Annotated in this window: 17 protein-coding genes and 1 pseudogene; 14 read left to right on the top strand and 4 right to left on the bottom strand. The window is 57.1% G+C overall.

Features of this window, described 5'->3' with window-relative positions:
* Window positions 1-190: 190 nt before the first annotated feature.
* Both EGY08_RS18950 and EGY08_RS18945 read left to right on the top strand, forming a co-directional pair.
* Window positions 191-811 carry a TIGR04211 family SH3 domain-containing protein gene (locus tag EGY08_RS18950; RefSeq protein WP_004125329.1) on the top strand — a complete coding sequence of 207 codons (621 nt, stop codon included), beginning with the start codon at window positions 191-193 and terminating at the stop codon, window positions 809-811.
* 60 nt (window positions 812-871) lie between these two features.
* Window positions 872-2,113: a multifunctional CCA addition/repair protein gene (locus EGY08_RS18945; protein WP_004125331.1), complete on the top strand. Its 1,242-nt coding sequence runs from the start codon at window positions 872-874 to the stop codon at window positions 2,111-2,113.
* A 10-nt stretch (window positions 2,114-2,123) separates the two neighbouring features.
* Here EGY08_RS18945 and bacA read toward each other — a convergent pair whose 3' ends face one another.
* Both bacA and folB read right to left on the bottom strand, forming a co-directional pair.
* Entirely contained in the window at window positions 2,124-2,945 is an 822-nt protein-coding gene (bacA, locus tag EGY08_RS18940; RefSeq protein ID WP_004125333.1) for an undecaprenyl-diphosphate phosphatase, read from the bottom strand.
* A gap of 203 nt (window positions 2,946-3,148) precedes the next feature.
* Window positions 3,149-3,532 (bottom strand): bifunctional dihydroneopterin aldolase/7,8-dihydroneopterin epimerase, encoded by a 384-nt coding sequence (gene folB / locus EGY08_RS18935; protein WP_004125349.1) that lies wholly within the window; start codon window positions 3,530-3,532, stop codon window positions 3,149-3,151.
* A 212-nt stretch (window positions 3,533-3,744) separates the two neighbouring features.
* Here folB and plsY point away from each other — a divergent pair, with 212 nt between their 5' ends.
* Window positions 3,745-4,365 carry a glycerol-3-phosphate 1-O-acyltransferase PlsY gene (plsY, locus tag EGY08_RS18930; protein ID WP_004125351.1) on the top strand — a complete coding sequence of 207 codons (621 nt, stop codon included), beginning with the start codon at window positions 3,745-3,747 and terminating at the stop codon, window positions 4,363-4,365.
* Window positions 4,366-4,575: 210 nt separating this feature from the next.
* On the opposite strand, the pseudogene EGY08_RS31100 reads toward plsY, so the two are convergent.
* Window positions 4,576-4,659: pseudogene (locus tag EGY08_RS31100) on the bottom strand (short-chain dehydrogenase); the annotation flags it as partial.
* Here EGY08_RS31100 and EGY08_RS18925 point away from each other — a divergent pair.
* From EGY08_RS18925 to EGY08_RS18890, 8 genes are all read left to right on the top strand, one after another.
* Window positions 4,649-5,473 (top strand): urease accessory protein UreD, encoded by an 825-nt coding sequence (locus EGY08_RS18925; protein WP_123828760.1) that lies wholly within the window; start codon window positions 4,649-4,651, stop codon window positions 5,471-5,473. The pseudogene EGY08_RS31100 and the gene EGY08_RS18925 sit on opposite strands and share 11 nt — an antisense overlap.
* Window positions 5,474-5,482: 9 nt before the next feature.
* Window positions 5,483-5,785: an urease subunit gamma gene (locus EGY08_RS18920; RefSeq protein WP_004125356.1), complete on the top strand. Its 303-nt coding sequence runs from the start codon at window positions 5,483-5,485 to the stop codon at window positions 5,783-5,785.
* Between the two features lie 9 nt (window positions 5,786-5,794).
* A complete protein-coding gene (locus tag EGY08_RS18915; RefSeq protein ID WP_049112561.1) occupies window positions 5,795-6,115 on the top strand; it encodes an urease subunit beta in 321 nt (106 codons plus the stop codon).
* A complete protein-coding gene (gene ureC, locus EGY08_RS18910) occupies window positions 6,108-7,811 on the top strand; it encodes an urease subunit alpha (protein ID WP_004125360.1) in 1,704 nt (567 codons plus the stop codon). Before EGY08_RS18915 ends, ureC begins: the two co-directional genes overlap by 8 nt.
* 9 nt (window positions 7,812-7,820) lie before the next feature.
* The gene (gene ureE / locus EGY08_RS18905) at window positions 7,821-8,291 is read left to right on the top strand and encodes an urease accessory protein UreE (protein WP_123828759.1); all 471 of its coding nucleotides are present in this window, start codon (window positions 7,821-7,823) and stop codon (window positions 8,289-8,291) included.
* On the top strand, window positions 8,292-8,966 hold the full coding sequence (locus EGY08_RS18900; RefSeq protein ID WP_004125365.1) for an urease accessory protein UreF: 675 nt from the start codon (window positions 8,292-8,294) through the stop codon (window positions 8,964-8,966).
* Window positions 8,967-8,974: 8 nt separating this feature from the next.
* A complete protein-coding gene (gene ureG / locus EGY08_RS18895) occupies window positions 8,975-9,592 on the top strand; it encodes an urease accessory protein UreG (protein WP_004105899.1) in 618 nt (205 codons plus the stop codon).
* A gap of 151 nt (window positions 9,593-9,743) precedes the next feature.
* Window positions 9,744-11,351: a purine-cytosine permease family protein gene (locus EGY08_RS18890; RefSeq protein ID WP_123828758.1), complete on the top strand. Its 1,608-nt coding sequence runs from the start codon at window positions 9,744-9,746 to the stop codon at window positions 11,349-11,351.
* Window positions 11,352-11,397: 46 nt separating this feature from the next.
* On the opposite strand, the gene tsaD is transcribed toward EGY08_RS18890, so the two are convergent.
* The gene (gene tsaD, locus EGY08_RS18885; protein WP_004125376.1) at window positions 11,398-12,411 is read right to left on the bottom strand and encodes a tRNA (adenosine(37)-N6)-threonylcarbamoyltransferase complex transferase subunit TsaD; all 1,014 of its coding nucleotides are present in this window, start codon (window positions 12,409-12,411) and stop codon (window positions 11,398-11,400) included.
* A gap of 441 nt (window positions 12,412-12,852) precedes the next feature.
* Between tsaD and rpsU the strand changes: the two genes are divergently transcribed.
* From rpsU to rpoD, 3 genes are all read left to right on the top strand, one after another.
* The gene (gene rpsU, locus EGY08_RS18875; RefSeq protein ID WP_001144069.1) at window positions 12,853-13,068 is read left to right on the top strand and encodes a 30S ribosomal protein S21; all 216 of its coding nucleotides are present in this window, start codon (window positions 12,853-12,855) and stop codon (window positions 13,066-13,068) included.
* Window positions 13,069-13,301: 233 nt separating this feature from the next.
* A complete protein-coding gene (gene dnaG / locus EGY08_RS18870; RefSeq protein ID WP_049114290.1) occupies window positions 13,302-15,047 on the top strand; it encodes a DNA primase in 1,746 nt (581 codons plus the stop codon).
* A gap of 273 nt (window positions 15,048-15,320) precedes the next feature.
* Window positions 15,321-17,165 (top strand): RNA polymerase sigma factor RpoD, encoded by a 1,845-nt coding sequence (gene rpoD, locus EGY08_RS18865; protein ID WP_004125383.1) that lies wholly within the window; start codon window positions 15,321-15,323, stop codon window positions 17,163-17,165.
* Window positions 17,166-17,405: the final 240 nt, after the last annotated feature.

The following is a 17,405-nucleotide window of genomic DNA, read 5'->3' as shown; positions in this document are numbered from 1 at the left end:
TGTGCCGGGAAATTGCGGCGAACTAACAACGATATTTCTTGTCAGTAAATAGTATTTTGCGGCGAATCGCCATGCAATGCGCATTTTGCCGGGCCACCTCCTGGATGATTCCGATTGTGGCGGAAAACTTTGCGTCGCTTCGGCGATGCCACTACTATCGTTCAACTTTTTATGACCAAACGATGACCTGATGCCTAAATTACGCCTTATTACATTGACTTTGCTGGCGCTGAGCGCCGCCACGGCGGTTCACGCGGAAGAAAAACGTTACGTTTCAGATGAACTGAATACCTGGGTGCGCAGCGGTCCAGGCGATAACTATCGTCTCGTGGGCACCATCAACGCTGGGGAAGAAGTCGCGGTGCTGCAAACCAACGACAGCACTAACTATGCTCAGGTACGCGACGGCAGCGGCCGTACAGCCTGGATCCCCCTGAAAGAGCTGAGCAACGAGCCCAGCCTGCGCACCCGCGTGCCGGATCTGGAAAACCAGGTCAAAACCCTGACCGACAAACTCAACAACATCGACACCACCTGGAACCAGCGCACGGCGGACATGCAGAAGAAAGTCGCCGGTAGCGACGCCGTGATTAACGGCCTGAAAGAAGAGAACCAAAAGCTGAAAAATGAGCTGGTTGTCGCGCAGAAAAAGGTAAACGCCGCGAATCTACAGCTTGATGACAAACAGCGCACCATTATCATGCAGTGGTTTATGTACGGCGGCGGCGTGCTGGGCGTCGGCCTGATCCTCGGACTGGTGTTGCCGCACCTGGTACCGAGCCGCAAACGCAAAGACCGTTGGATGAACTAATTCGTCTTCTCTGCCAGACTTACGTATCATCGTAAGAAAATGAAGACGGGAGAGTAAGGCGTGAAGGTTTATCTGGTCGGTGGTGCAGTACGAGATGCGTTATTAAGGCTACCGGTTAAAGACAAAGATTGGGTCGTAGTTGGCGCCACGCCTCAGCAACTTCTCGACGCGGGCTACCAGCAGGTAGGCCGTGATTTTCCCGTGTTCCTTCATCCGCAAAGCCGCGAAGAGTATGCCCTGGCGCGTACCGAGCGCAAGTCAGGTTCTGGTTACACCGGCTTTACCTGCTATGCCGCAGCCGACGTTACCCTTGAACAAGACCTGTTGCGCCGCGATCTGACGATCAATGCGCTGGCCCAGGACGCCGACGGCCAGATTATCGATCCCTACGGCGGCCAGGCTGACTTACGCCAGCGCCTGTTGCGCCACGTCTCGCCCGCCTTTAGCGAGGATCCGCTACGCGTCCTGCGCGTGGCGCGTTTTGCCGCCCGCTACGCGCATCTGGGGTTCCGCATCGCCGATGAAACCATGGCGCTGATGCGCGCCATGGCCGATGCCGGCGAGCTGGCGCACCTCACGCCTGAGCGGGTGTGGAAAGAGACGGAAAGCGCCCTTTCCACCCGCAATCCGCAGGTCTTCTTCCAGACATTACGCGACTGCCGCGCGCTCAAGGTGCTGTTCCCGGAAGTCGACGCGCTTTATGGCGTACCGGCCCCGGCTAAATGGCACCCGGAAATCGACACTGGCCTGCACACGCTGATGACCGTCACCATGGCGGCAATGCTCTCGCCCGAAGTGGATGTCCGTTTTGCCACCCTATGCCACGACCTGGGGAAAGGGCTGACGCCGAAAGCGCTCTGGCCGCGCCATCATGGTCACGGCCCGGCGGGGGTTAAGCTGGTCGAGCAGCTCTGCACCCGCCTGCGAGTACCAAACGACATTCGCGACCTGGCGAAGCTGGTCGCCGAATTTCACGATCTGATTCATACGCTGCCTATCCTGCAGCCGAAGACGCTGGTCAAGCTGTTCGATAATATTGACGCCTGGCGCAAGCCGCATCGTGTCAGACAAATCGCGTTAACCAGCGAGGCCGACGTGCGCGGGCGCACCGGCTTTGAAGCCTGCGATTATCCGCAGGGACGCCTGCTGCTGGAAGCCTGGGATGTTGCCCGGTCGGTCTCAACAAAAGAGGTGGTTGCCGAAGGTTTTCAGGGCGTTGAGATTCGTGAAGAGCTGACGCGTCGGCGAATTCAGGCCGTCGCCCGCTGGAAAGAAAAGCGTTGCCCTCAGCCGCGGGACTGAGGGCGGGCGCTTAGAAGAAGACCACGTAGACCGCTGCCGCGACAATAAAGCGGTAGATGGCGAACGGGATAAACGAAATACGTTTAATCAGCTGCAGGAAGGTTTTAATCGCAATCAGCGCAACGATAAACGCCGTGACAAAACCGACGGCAAACATCGGAATATCGCTGGCGTTCAGGAACCCGATGCTCTTGTACATATCCAGTACGGTTGCCCCCATCATCATCGGCACCGCCAGCAGGAACGAGAACTCAGAGGCCGCATAGCGGCTTACGCCCATCAGCATCCCGCCGGAAATCGTCGCTCCGGAACGCGAGAAGCCCGGCCATAGCGCCAGACACTGGAAGCAGCCGATGACGAACGCCTGACGATAGGTCATATCATCAATGCCCACCGCGCGCGGCTGTTTTGGCTTCAGCACTTCCGCCGCGATCAGCAGCACGCCGCCCACAATCAGCGCATACATCACGTTAATCGGGTTAAACAGCGACTTGATGGTATCGTGGAAAATCAGCCCCAGCACCACCGCCGGGATCATCCCCAAAAGAATATGGATAAGCGACAGGCGACCGCTGCCCTGGCCTTCATGTTCAGGCTTTTTGCCAAAATGAATGCCGATTAAGCCAAACAGACGGCGCCAGAACATCACCACAACGGCCAGAATGGAGCCAAGCTGAATCACTACTTCAAAAGTATTTGCGGTATCGCCTTCAAAACCCAGCAGATGACCGACAATAATCATATGACCAGTACTGGAGACAGGTAAAAATTCTGTCAAACCCTCAACCACACCCAATATTGCCGCTATCAGCAGCGAGTGTATATCGCTCATCCAATTAAACCCTTTAAAAAGTAAAATGAAAAAAACCAGGAACGAAGAACCGAGCTATCAGGCGTGCTTATTTGGCCGCAGACAGCGCGCAGAAAAATGAGCGTACAGGTTGTACGCAAGGATTTCGAGCGCTGTTCTGGAACAAAACGGCAAATAGCATAGCCTGATGGTCGGATTCTATGACCGGTATAAACACACTTTGTTTAACGAGTATGACCTGAAAAGTTTTGTTTCAGATTAAGGCCACGTTCAATAATGACGCCAACGTTGGCCGCTCGCGCTACCGCGCCGGGCTTGCTGACTTTAATACGTACCCATGGTGATTGAAACTTTTCCAGCAGCAGGTCGGCTATCTCTTCCGCCACGCGCTCCACCAGCGCAAAGCGCGCTCCCTCAACGTGGTTGATCACCAGCTCACTGATATCAGCATAGCTGAGGCAATCGTTGACATCATCACTGGCCGCCGCTTTACGGTTATCCCACGCCATTTCGATATCGAACACCAGCTTCTGTTCGATGGTTTGTTCCCAGTCGTAAACACCAATCGTGGTGATTACCGAAAGTTGCTCTATAAATACAATATCCATCACGACCCGCCTGCTTTTTGACTAAACCGGATACCACTTCTGGCCAATTATGCGTATTATCCACAGATGCAAAGACATCCCCTAAATAATTTGCGTTGCAGTAAGACCGCGACGCGGCAAGGCTCCAGGCGCATGGCATTGCGATGCGTCCGGGCGGGCCAGCGCGCCGACGGCGCTGGGGATAAACCAACTCTTTCTAAATGGAACAGCTGATGAGTGCAATCGCGCCTGGACTGGTTATCCTCGCCTACCTCTGCGGCTCAATCTCCAGCGCCATTCTCGTTTGCCGCCTCGCTGGCCTTCCCGACCCCCGCGACAGCGGCTCCGGCAATCCAGGGGCGACAAACGTCCTGCGAATTGGTGGCAAAGGCGCAGCCGTAGCGGTGCTTATTTTTGACGTACTGAAAGGCATGCTGCCGGTCTGGGGCGCGTGGGCGTTAGGCCTGACGCCGTTCTGGCTCGGCCTGGTGGCGATCGCCGCCTGCGTGGGCCATATCTGGCCGGTATTTTTTAACTTTCGCGGCGGCAAAGGCGTGGCGACCGCCTTCGGCGCCATTGCTCCTATCGGCTGGGATCTTACCGGCGTGATGGCCGGAACCTGGCTGCTGACGATTCTACTTAGCGGCTACTCCTCTCTTGGGGCCATCGTGAGCGCGCTGATTGCGCCCTTCTATGTCTGGTGGTTCAAACCGCAGTACACTTTCCCCGTTTCGATGCTGTCTTGCCTGATTCTGCTGCGCCATCACGACAACATACAGCGTCTGTGGCGTCGTCAGGAAACCCGCATCTGGTCTCGTTTCAAAAAGAAGAAAAAAGCGCCGGAGCAGAAATAGCCTTTGCTTCGCCACAACTCGCGGCAAGGCGGCAAGTGAGTGAGTACCGATGAACTTACTCCAGTCAGTGATTCGGGCGAGCGACAAATCTGCCGGGAGCAGATTTGAACGTCGCTTGCGACGGCCCGCCAGGGCGAGGCCCATGGATGGGCCGAGTAGCCCGTTGCCAACGCGGCCATGGCCCGAAGTATGACGGGCATAAGCTTTTCATATGACCGGGATGGTTAGCCCCCGATCAATACTCTTCGCTGCTGTTTTATCTTGATTTTGCAGGGGCGCGACATTGCACGGCACCGTGTTACCACAGAATAAAAAAGGCTGGCAGGCCTCGCTGGACCTCCAGTTTCAATTTCTCGGCGGGAAAACCACGCTCGCCTCCCGTCGTCATGTCGGTCCCCTCACCGTTCAGCGCCCGTTTTACCCCGAAGAAGAGACCTGCCATCTCTATCTGCTTCATCCGCCCGGCGGCATCGTCGGCGGCGATGAGCTCACCATTAGCGCGACCATTGATCCCGATTGCCATACGCTGATAACTATGCCCGGCGCCAGCAAGTTTTATCGCAGCAGCGGCGCGCAGGCGCGGCTTCAGCAAACCCTGACGCTGGCCGAAAACTCGACGCTCGAGTGGCTGCCGCAGGACGCGATCTTCTTTCCCGGCGCCAACGCCTCGTTGCATACCGCATTTCATCTCGCCGCCTCCAGCACGCTGCTGGCCTGGGACCTGCTGTGTCTTGGCCGGCCGGTCATCGGCGAAGCCTTTAGCCACGGCGCGCTTGCCAATCGCCTGGAGGTGTGGGTCGACGGCTCTCCGCTGCTGATTGAGCGCCTGAGCCTGGCCGATGGACAGCTGGCCTGCGTCGCGCAGCAGCCGTGGGTGGGAACGATGCTGTTCTACCCGGCGAACGAAACGCTGCTGGAAGGCGTACGCGAAAAACTTACGCCGCTGGCAAAATACGCCGGCGCGACGCTCACCGACGGCCTGCTGACGGTACGCTTTCTAAGTGACGATAATCTGCGTTGCCAGCGGGCGATGCGCGATATCTGGCAATTTATGCGCCCGCACCTGACCGGCAAATCTCCGGTACTTCCCCGAATCTGGCTGACTTAAGAGAACGCTATGGAACTGACACCCCGAGAAAAAGACAAGCTGTTGCTGTTCACCGCCGCGCTGGTGGCGGAGCGTCGCCTGGCCCGCGGCCTGAAGCTCAACTATCCCGAATCCGTGGCCCTGATTAGCGCCTTTATTATGGAAGGTGCGCGCGACGGCAAAAGCGTCGCCGAGCTGATGGAAGAGGGGCGCCACGTCCTGAGCCGCGATCAGGTCATGGAAGGCGTGCCGGAAATGATCCCCGATATCCAGGTCGAAGCCACCTTCCCGGACGGCTCGAAGCTGGTTACCGTCCATAACCCGATAATCTGAGGTAGCGCGATGATCCCAGGAGAATATCAGGTAAAACCCGGCCAGATAGCGATTAACGTCGGCCGCGCCACCTGCTGCATTATCGTTGAAAATCACGGCGACCGACCGATTCAGGTCGGCTCGCATTACCACTTCGCCGAGGTCAACCCGGCGCTGAAGTTCGATCGCCAGCAGGCGACCGGCTATCGCCTGAATATCGCCGCCGGCACCGCAGTACGCTTCGAGCCGGGCCAAAAACGCGAGGTGGAGCTGGTGGCGCTGGCCGGAACCCGCGCGGTGTACGGTTTTCGCGGTGAGGTGATGGGCGCGCTGGAGGCAAATGATGAGTGAAATATCACGTCAGGCCTATGCTGACATGTTCGGCCCTACCACCGGCGATAAAGTTCGCCTGGCTGACACCGAGCTGTGGATCGAAGTCGAAGATGATTTGACCACCTACGGCGAAGAGGTCAAATTTGGCGGCGGTAAAGTGATCCGCGACGGAATGGGACAAGGACAGATGCTTTCCGCCGAGTGCGTGGATCTGGTGCTGACCAACGCCCTGATCGTCGATTACTGGGGGATCGTCAAAGCCGATATCGGCGTCAAAGACGGACGGATCTTCGCGATCGGCAAAGCCGGCAACCCGGATATTCAGCCCAACGTCACGATCCCTATCGGCGCGGCCACGGAAATTATTGCGGCGGAAGGCAAGATCGTCACCGCCGGCGGCGTCGATACGCATATTCACTGGATCTGTCCGCAGCAGGCGGAAGAAGCGCTGGTCTCCGGCGTTACCACCATGATCGGCGGCGGGACCGGCCCGGCGGCAGGCACCAACGCCACGACCTGCACGCCCGGGCCGTGGTACATCTCGCGGATGCTGCAGGCAGCGGACAGCCTGCCGGTCAATATTGGCCTGCTGGGTAAAGGCAACGGCTCGAATCCCGACGCGCTGCGTGAGCAGGTCGCGGCCGGGGTTATCGGCCTGAAAATTCATGAAGACTGGGGCGCGACCCCGGCGGCAATCGACTGCGCGCTGACCGTGGCCGACGAAATGGACGTGCAGGTCGCGCTGCACAGCGATACCCTCAATGAGTCCGGATTCGTTGAGGATACCCTGGCGGCCATCGGCGGACGCACTATCCATACTTTCCATACCGAAGGCGCGGGCGGGGGCCATGCGCCGGATATTATTACCGCCTGCGCGCACCCCAATATTTTGCCGTCATCGACCAACCCGACGCTGCCCTATACCGTCAACACCATTGACGAACATCTGGATATGCTGATGGTTTGCCATCACCTCGACCCGGATATCGCCGAGGACGTAGCGTTTGCCGAATCGCGCATTCGGCGTGAAACCATCGCCGCGGAGGACGTCCTGCACGACCTCGGCGCCTTCTCCCTCACCTCGTCTGATTCGCAGGCGATGGGGCGCGTCGGCGAAGTGGTGTTGCGCACCTGGCAAGTAGCGCACCGCATGAAAGTTCAACGCGGACCGCTGGCGGAAGAGAGCGGCGATAACGACAACTTCCGCGTGAAGCGCTATATCGCTAAATACACCATTAATCCGGCGTTGACCCACGGTATCGCCCACGAAGTCGGCTCGATTGAAGCCGGTAAACTGGCGGATCTGGTGCTGTGGTCCCCGGCCTTCTTCGGCGTGAAACCTGCAACGATCGTTAAAGGCGGCATGATCGCCATGGCGCCGATGGGCGACATCAACGCCTCTATCCCAACGCCGCAGCCGGTACACTATCGCCCGATGTTCGGCGCGCTGGGCAGCGCCCGTCACAGCTGCCGTTTGACCTTCCTGTCGCAGGCGGCGGCGGAAAACGGCATCGCTGAACGGCTGAACCTGCACAGCGCGACGGCGGTGGTGAAAGGCTGCCGCGCGGTACAAAAAGCCGATATGCACCACAACGGTCTGCTGCCCAATATTACCGTGGATTCGCAAACCTACGAGGTGCGCATCGACGGCGAACTGATTACCAGCGAACCGGCGGACGTGCTACCAATGGCGCAACGTTATTTCCTGTTTTAAGGAGCGCACATGCTTTATTTAACCCAGCGGGTGGAGACACCGGCGCAGGCCACCGCCAGCGTTACTCTGCCGATTGACGTGCGGGTAAAAAGCCGCATAAAAGTCACGCTTAACGATGGTCGTCAGGCGGGCCTGCTGCTACCGCGCGGCCTGCTGCTGCGCGGCGGCGATATTCTCAGCAACGAAAACGGCAGCGAGTTCATTGAAGTGATCGCCGCCGATGAAGCCGTTTCGGTCGTACGTTGCGATGACCCCTTTGTGCTGGCGAAGGCCTGCTATCACCTTGGCAATCGCCACGTACCGTTGCAAATTATGCCCGGCGAGCTGCGCTATCATCACGATCACGTCCTGGACGAGATGCTGCGCCAGTTTGGTCTGGCCGTGGATTTCGCGCATCTGCCGTTTGAACCGGAAGCCGGTGCCTACGCCAGCGAGTCGCATGGCCATCACCATCATCACCATCATGAGCACAGCCACTAAATGCCGACGCCGGAAAAACGTCTGCGCTTGATGCAGCTTGCCAGCAGCAGCCTCCCGGTTGGCGGCTACAGCTGGTCCCAGGGGCTGGAGTGGGCAGTGGAAGCGGGCTGGGTAGCAGATACCGCCGCCTTTGAGCACTGGCAGCTGCGGCAGATGGAGCAGAGCTTTTTTACCGTCGACCTGCCGCTGTTTGCCCGCCTCTACCGGGCCTGCGAAGCGGGCGATCTGGCCTGCGCCCGGCGCTGGACCGCTTATCTTCTCGCCTGCCGGGAAACTCGCGAGCTGCGCGATGAAGAGCGCAACCGCGGCGCGGCCTTCACCCGGCTGCTGGCCGACTGGCAGCCGGACTGCCCGCCCGAGTGGCGCAAGCTGTGCCAGCAAAGTCAGCTAACCGGCATGGCGTGGCTCGGCGTACGCTGGCAAATCGCTATTCCTGACCTGGCCCTGAGCCTTGGCTATAGCTGGATTGAAAGCGCGGTGATGGCGGGCGTCAAGCTGGTGCCATTTGGCCAGCAGGCGGCCCAGCAGTTGATTCTGCGCCTGTGCGACCGCTACGCGGCGGACATGGACAGCGCCCTTGCCGCCCCGGACGACGCCCTCGGTTCGGCGACGCCGCTTGCGGCTATCGCTTCCGCCCGGCACGAAACCCAGTATTCCCGATTATTCCGTTCTTAGGAGAAGGTATGAACATGATTAAGCAACCGTTGCGCGTCGGCGTCGGCGGCCCGGTCGGCTCCGGAAAAACCGCGCTGCTGGAAGCCCTCTGTAAAGCCATGCGCGACACCTGGCAGCTGGCGGTGGTCACCAACGACATCTATACCAAAGAAGATCAGCGCATTCTCACCGAAGCCGGTGCCCTGGAGCCTGAACGAATTGTCGGCGTCGAAACCGGCGGCTGCCCGCATACCGCTATTCGGGAAGATGCGTCGATGAACCTTGCCGCGGTGGAAGCGCTGAGCGAGAAATTCGGCAATCTCGATCTCATCTTTGTGGAAAGCGGCGGCGATAACCTGAGCGCCACCTTCAGCCCGGAGCTGGCGGATCTTACCATCTACGTGATCGACGTGGCGGAAGGGGAAAAGATCCCGCGCAAAGGCGGACCAGGGATCACCAAATCCGACTTCCTGGTGATCAACAAAACCGATCTTGCACCGTACGTGGGCGCGTCTCTGGAAGTGATGGAGCGCGATACCCTGCGCATGCGCGGCGAACGCCCGTGGAGCTTCACCAACCTGAAAAGCGGTGACGGCCTGCAAAATATCATCGCCTTTATCGAAGACAAAGGCATGCTCGGCAAGTAACCCCTGCACCATCCCGGCGCAGAGGTGTCGGGATGGTGCACGCCCTGCCCTCTCTTTAGCCATACCCTTCATGAAGCCCTGATAGCGCCTGCCCTGCGATGTGGCATAAGGTTTGCTAATTCCAGTCATGCCTAACCATTAAGGAATGACTATGTCATCACTGGATATAAAAACTGATTTACCTGCGCAAACCAGTGCCTCCGGCTCCAAAGAAACGCTGGAAGATTATACCCTTCGCTATGCTCCGCTGAGCTTTCGCCGCTGGGGACCGGGGGTTGTGGCGGTGACCGCCTTAGGCGGCATCGCCTATCTGGCTGACTTTTCTATTGGCGCCAGCATCGGCATGGCGTGGGGCACCACCAATGCAATTTACGCGATCCTGCTGGCGGCGCTGGTTATTTTTCTTACCGGTATCCCGCTGGCGATTACCGCCGCGCGCTATAACATCGACCTTGACCTGATCACCCGCAGCGCCGGTTTCGGCTACTTTGGCTCGGTGATCACCAGCATTATCTTCGCCGGATTTACCTTTATCTTCTTCGCACTTGAAGGCTCGATCATGGCGCAGGGGCTGCTGGTAGGCCTGGGGATCCCGCTGTGGATGGGCTACCTCATCGCTACGCTGATGGTATTGCCACTGGTGGTCTACGGCATGAAGGCGCTGACTCGCCTTCAGGTCTGGACGACGCCGCTGTGGCTGGTCCTGATGGTGGTTCCGGTGGCCTGGCTTATCGCCAAAGACCCGGATCTGGTGGATGGATTTATGAACTTCGCCGGTAAAAACAACGCTGCAACGGTAGATTTAACCGCCATTATGCTCGGCGCGGGGGTGTGCCTGTCGCTGATCATGCAGATTGGCGAGCAGATCGACTATCTGCGCTTTATGCCGCCAAAAACCGCGGAAAACAGCAAAAGTTGGTGGCTGGCGGTGTTCTCCGCCGGTCCGGGCTGGGTCGTGTTAGGCGCGATTAAACAAATTATCGGCGCTTTCCTCGGCTTCTATCTACTGACCCGCTTCCCTGCGGTGCACAACACCGAACCGGTGCAACAGTTCGTCAGCGTCTTCGATAACCTGGTCCCCGGTTGGCTGGCGCTCACCCTCGCGGTGGTGCTGGTGGTTATCTCGCAGATTAAAATTAACGTCACCAACGCCTATTCCGGCTCGCTGGCGTGGACCAGCGCCTGGACACGCACCACCAAGCGCTACCCGGGGCGGATTATTTTCGTCATCGTCAACCTGACGATTGCCCTTGCCCTGATGGAAGGCGACATGTTTAGCGCTCTGGCGTGGATCCTCGGCTTCTATTCTAACTTTGCCATCGCCTGGGTGGTGGTGGTCGCCACCGACATCACCCTCAACAAAGGGGTGCTGAAGCTGGCGCCGGCGCAGCCGGAGTATCGCCGCGGGATGATCTACAACGTCAACCCGGTAGGCGTGGTCTCTTTTGCCCTCGCGGCAGGCCTGTCGATTAGCGCCTTCTTCGGCCTGTTGGGCGAAACGCTGGCACCGTTCTCGCCGCTGATTGCGCTGGTGGTGGCTTTCGTGATGACGCCGGTCATGGGGATCGCTACCCGCGGGCGCTATTACATTAAACAGTACGATGATGGTATTGCCGAGCCGCGCTACGATGCGCAGGGTAACGCGTCGATCACCGTTTACCGCTGCCTGAGCTGCCGGGAAGAGTACGAACGTCCTGACGTGATGCATTCGCACAAGCACCAGGGGGCGATTTGTTCGCTATGTAAGAGTATGGAATAAGCAGGAAGGCAGGCCGACAGGACGTCGGCCTGTGAAACATCAGACGTTATGCCGCCGGGAGCTCAGCCAGCGGCCAGCGCGGACGAACGGTGACGCCGAGCTCCGCTTTCGCCCCGGAGTGCAGACGAACCATCCCGGCATAGGCAATCATCGCGCCGTTATCGGTGCAAAATTCAGGACGGGCATAGAAGACTTCCCCACCGCGCTTTTGCATCATTTCCGCCAGCTTCGCGCGCAGCGTACGATTAGCGCTGACGCCCCCCGCCATCACCAGCCGTTTAAAGCCGGTTTGTTCCAGCGCGCGGCGACACTTAATCATCAGCGTATCCACGACCGCGTCTTCAAACGCGCGGGCAATATCGGCGCGGGTCTGGTCGTCATCGCCGTTGCTGCGGATGGTGTTCGCGGCAAAAGTCTTGAGGCCAGAAAAGCTGAAATCCAGCCCGGGGCGGTCGGTCATCGGGCGCGGGAAGACAAAGCGCCCTTCGGTGCCCTGGGAGGCCATCTTCGACAGCATCGGGCCGCCGGGATAATCTAACCCCAGCAGTTTCGCTGTCTTATCGAAGGCTTCGCCCGCCGCGTCGTCAATCGATTCGCCTAGCAGTTCATACTGGCCAATGCCGGTGACGCTGATCAGCTGGGTATGGCCGCCGGAAACCAGCAGCGCGACAAAAGGATACTGCGGCGGATTATCTTCCAGCATCGGCGCCAGCAGGTGCCCTTCCATATGGTGTACCGGGATCGCCGGCACGTTCCAGGCGAACGCCAGCGATCGGCCAACCGTTGCGCCGACCAGCAGCGCGCCAACCAGGCCCGGGCCCGCCGTATACGCAACGGCATCAATCTCTTTTGCCGTCAGCCCCGCTTCTTTGAGCGCCGCCTGAATCAGGGGGACAGTTTTACGCACGTGGTCGCGCGAGGCCAGCTCAGGCACCACGCCGCCGTAATCAGCGTGCAATTTCACCTGACTATACAGCTGGTTGGCTAACAGACCTTTTTCGTCGTCATAAATGGCGATGCCGGTTTCATCGCAGGATGTTTCAATTCCCAGTACACGCATGGCTAGTTTTACCTCGTTTCAATACCGCGCAGTGTAGGACCAATGCGGATTGATGTATACCCTAAGAATTTCAGGTCGCGGGAAGGCAGCGACGCAGCACATCCCCCGGAGCGTACGGAAAGTACGTGACTGGGGTAAGCGACAAATCTGTCAGGAACAGATTTGAACGTCGTGGAACGACGGCCCGTAAGGGCGAGTCTCATGGATGAGACTCGTAACTCAAAAGCCAACGCCCCTGCGGGCTGAAAGACGACGGGTATAAAACTTTCCTCACCCCTGGCGTTCACTTCGTGTATACTCCCTGTCCTTATAAAAGTCCCTTTCAAAAATCGCGTCGGTGCTTTACAAAGCAGCAGCAATTGCAGTAAAATTCCGCACCATTTTGAAATAAGCTGGCGCTGATGCCAGCGGCAAACCGAATTTATCAAAGGTGAGAGTTACATGCCGGTAATTAAAGTACGTGAAAACGAGCCGTTCGACGTAGCGCTGCGTCGCTTCAAACGTTCATGCGAAAAAGCAGGTGTTCTGGCGGAAGTTCGTCGTCGTGAGTTCTATGAAAAACCGACTACCGAACGTAAACGCGCTAAAGCTTCTGCAGTGAAACGTCACGCGAAGAAACTGGCTCGCGAAAACGCACGCCGCACTCGTCTGTACTAATCTGTTGGGAGCCAGGCTCTCAATTCAGACCGAGTTGTAGTTGTAAGGCCGTGCTTCCGAAAGGAATGCGCGGCTTATTTTCGTTTATGCATTAGCATATACACTACACCATTCAGGATGCTCTCAGGCAGCAAGGGAGTGAGTCCCGGCGCTTACTCAAGTAAGTGGCAGGGGTGAACGAACTCAGCCGACGCAGAGGCAAGCTGAAGGCTCAAGTGTATAAAACGGGGCATATGGCTGGACGAATCCCACGAGTATTTATCAATGACCTGCTGGCGCGCACCGACATCGTCGATCTGATCGATGCCCGGGTAAAGCTGAAAAAGCAGGGCAAGAATTATCACGCGTGCTGTCCGTTCCATAACGAAAAAACCCCCTCTTTCACCGTCAACGGTGAAAAACAGTTTTACCACTGCTTCGGCTGCGGTGCGCACGGCAACGCTATCGACTTCCTGATGAACTACGACAAGCTCGAGTTCGTGGAAACCGTCGAAGAGCTGGCCGCCATGCATAATCTTGACGTGCCGTATGAAGCAGGTAGCGGACCCAGCCAGATCGAGCGCCATCAGCGGCAAAATCTCTATCAGCTGATGGATGGTCTGAACACGTTTTATCAACAGTCTCTGATGCAACCCGCCGCCGACCCCGCGCGCCAGTATCTGGAAAAACGCGGCTTAAGCAGTGAGATCATTACGCGCTTTGCGATTGGATACGCCCCTCCCGGCTGGGATAACGTCTTAAAACGTTTTGGCGGTAATCAAGAAAATCGCCAGTCGCTGATTGATGCAGGCATGCTGGTCACGAACGATCAGGGGCGCAGTTACGACCGCTTCCGCGAACGGGTGATGTTTCCCATCCGCGATAAGCGAGGCCGGGTGATTGGTTTTGGTGGTCGCGTGCTGGGTGACGCCCTGCCGAAGTACCTGAACTCCCCGGAGACCGATATTTTCCATAAAGGCCGCCAGTTGTACGGTCTTTATGAAGCGCAGCAGGACAATGCTGAACCGTCCCGCCTGCTGGTGGTCGAAGGTTATATGGACGTGGTGGCGCTGGCGCAATTCGGCATCAACTATGCCGTTGCGTCGTTAGGAACGTCGACGACAGCTGACCATATTCAGCTGTTGTTCCGGGTCACCAATCAGGTGGTTTGCTGCTACGACGGCGACCGGGCTGGCCGCGATGCCGCCTGGCGCGCGCTGGAAACGGCGCTGCCGTATATGACCGACGGGCGTCAGCTACGCTTTATGTTTCTGCCGGATGGCGAAGATCCGGATACGCTGGTGCGCAAAGAGGGGAAAGACGCATTTGAAGCGCGGATGGAGCAGGCTCAGCCGCTCTCCACGTTTTTGTTCAACAGCCTGTTACCGCAGGTGGATTTGAGCACCCCGGACGGCCGCGCGCAGCTGAGTACGTTAGCCTTGCCGCTGATAACGCAGGTGCCGGGTGAAACGCTGCGCATTTACCTGCGCCAGGAGTTAGGCAATAAGCTGGGGATTTTAGATGATGCGCAGCTTGAACGTTTAATGCCAAAACAGTCTGAAAATGGCATCCAGCGCCCCGCTCCGCAGCTAAAACGCACGACCATGCGTATACTGATAGGGTTACTGGTACAAAACCCGGACCTGGCCCCGCTGGTACCGCCTCTCGAAGGGCTGGACCCGCGTAAAATGCCTGGACTTGGTTTGTTCAGCGAACTGGTTAACACCTGCCTGGCACAGCCGGGCCTGACTACCGGACTGCTTTTAGAGCAATATCGCGGCACAAATGAAGCCGCAACCCTTGAAAAACTGTCGATGTGGGACGATATAGCAGATAAGGATATTGCTGAAAAAACCTTCACCGACTCGCTCAACCATATGTTTGATTCACTGCTGGAACTGCGGCAAGAAGAGTTGATAGCTCGCGACCGCACTCACGGTTTAAGCAGTGAAGAACGCCGGGAACTCTGGACTATCAGCCAGGAACTGGCCAAAAAATAAACGAAAGATTAAATCATTCAAGTTGTATCAAGGCAGCAAGAGAACGTCCCCCTGGAAGGCAACATAAGCCCATGGGCAGGATGAGGGAACGTAGCTAACGCAGAGACAACTTGAAGGATGAAGTATTTAACGGCTTAAGTGCCGAATATCGTTCGGGAAGACCCCGACAGCCGCTCGAGGCGCAGCGGCAATAATATAAGTACGCCCTCGCTTTAAATGTTGGCAGTTCGCCTGCTTACACCAATCAAACGAATTAAGTGTGGATACCGTCTTATGGAGCAAAACCCGCAGTCACAGCTGAAGCTTCTTGTCCAACGTGGTAAGGAGCAAGGCTATCTGACCTATGCCGAGGTCAATGACCATCTGCCGGAAGATATCGTCGACTCCGACCAGATCGAAGACATCATCCAAATGATCAACGACATGGGCATTCAGGTGATGGAAGAAGCGCCGGATGCCGATGATCTCTTGCTTGCTGAAACGAACAACAATACCGACGAAGATGCGGAAGAAGCTGCCGCGCAGGTTCTCTCCAGCGTTGAGTCTGAAATCGGACGCACAACCGACCCGGTGCGCATGTACATGCGTGAAATGGGTACCGTCGAACTGCTGACGCGCGAAGGCGAAATTGACATCGCTAAACGCATCGAAGACGGGATTAACCAGGTCCAGTGCTCAGTTGCGGAATACCCGGAAGCGATCACCTATCTGCTGGAGCAGTACGATCGCGTTGAAGCGGAAGAAGCACGCCTGTCCGATCTGATCACCGGCTTTGTCGACCCGAACGCTGAAGAAGATCTGGCGCCAACCGCCACTCACGTCGGTTCTGAACTCTCTCAGGAAGAGATGGATGACGACGAAGACGAAGATGAAGAAGAAGACGACGACAGCAGCGATGACGACAACAGCATCGACCCTGAGCTGGCGCGCGAGAAATTCGCCGAGCTGCGTACGCAGTACGAACTGACCCGCGACACCATCAAAGCGAAAGGTCGTAGCCACGCCGCAGCGCAGGAAGAGATCCTCAAGCTGTCTGAAGTGTTCAAACAGTTCCGTCTGGTGCCAAAGCAGTTCGATTATCTGGTTAACAGCATGCGTGTCATGATGGATCGCGTTCGTACTCAAGAACGTATCATCATGAAGCTGTGCGTTGAACAGTGCAAAATGCCGAAGAAAAACTTCATCACTCTGTTCACCGGCAACGAAACCAGCGAAACCTGGTTCAATGCGGCCATCGCCATGAACAAGCCGTGGTCAGAGAAGCTGCTTGACGTGAAAGAAGACGTTCAGCGCGGCCTGATGAAACTGCAGCAGATTGAGCAAGAGACCGGCCTGACCATTGAGCAGGTAAAAGATATCAACCGTCGTATGTCTATCGGTGAAGCGAAAGCGCGCCGTGCGAAGAAAGAGATGGTTGAAGCGAACCTGCGTTTGGTTATCTCGATCGCCAAGAAATACACCAACCGCGGTCTGCAGTTCCTCGACCTGATCCAGGAAGGCAACATCGGTCTGATGAAAGCGGTTGATAAGTTTGAATACCGCCGCGGCTACAAGTTCTCCACCTACGCAACCTGGTGGATCCGTCAGGCGATCACCCGTTCTATCGCAGACCAGGCGCGCACCATCCGTATTCCGGTGCATATGATTGAGACGATCAACAAACTCAACCGTATTTCCCGCCAGATGCTGCAGGAGATGGGCCGCGAGCCGACGCCGGAAGAGCTGGCCGAGCGTATGCTGATGCCGGAAGATAAAATTCGTAAGGTGCTGAAAATCGCCAAAGAGCCGATCTCCATGGAAACGCCAATTGGCGACGATGAAGATTCGCATCTGGGAGATTTCATCGAGGATAACACCCTCGAGCTGCCGCTGGACTCTGCCACCACCGAGAGCCTGCGCGCCGCCACCCATGACGTTCTGGCTGGCCTGACCGCCCGTGAAGCGAAAGTCCTGCGTATGCGCTTCGGTATCGACATGAATACCGATCACACGCTGGAAGAAGTGGGTAAACAGTTCGACGTTACCCGCGAACGTATTCGTCAGATCGAAGCGAAGGCGCTGCGTAAACTGCGCCATCCAAGCCGCTCTGAAGTGCTGCGTAGCTTCCTCGACGATTAATTTCGCCGCGTGCCGCAAAAAGCCAGTCATATGACTGGCTTTTTTTATGTCTGAACAAAACATATTTATTTAAGAAATATTAAAACCCCATTCGAAAACCCCTAAAAATACATTCAGGCTATATTCTTAATTACTTCTTTATCGGCATATAAACAACTGGACTCATCGTTTTACGTTTGTACCATGGGTTTATGGATGGCCCGGAGAGCATAAAACGGAAGATAAATCATAGGGAAATTA

This window comes from Klebsiella sp. FDAARGOS_511 (assembly GCF_003812845.1).
Lineage (GTDB): Bacteria > Pseudomonadota > Gammaproteobacteria > Enterobacterales > Enterobacteriaceae > Klebsiella > Klebsiella grimontii.
This window is presented reverse-complemented; position numbering and strand designations above follow the sequence as displayed.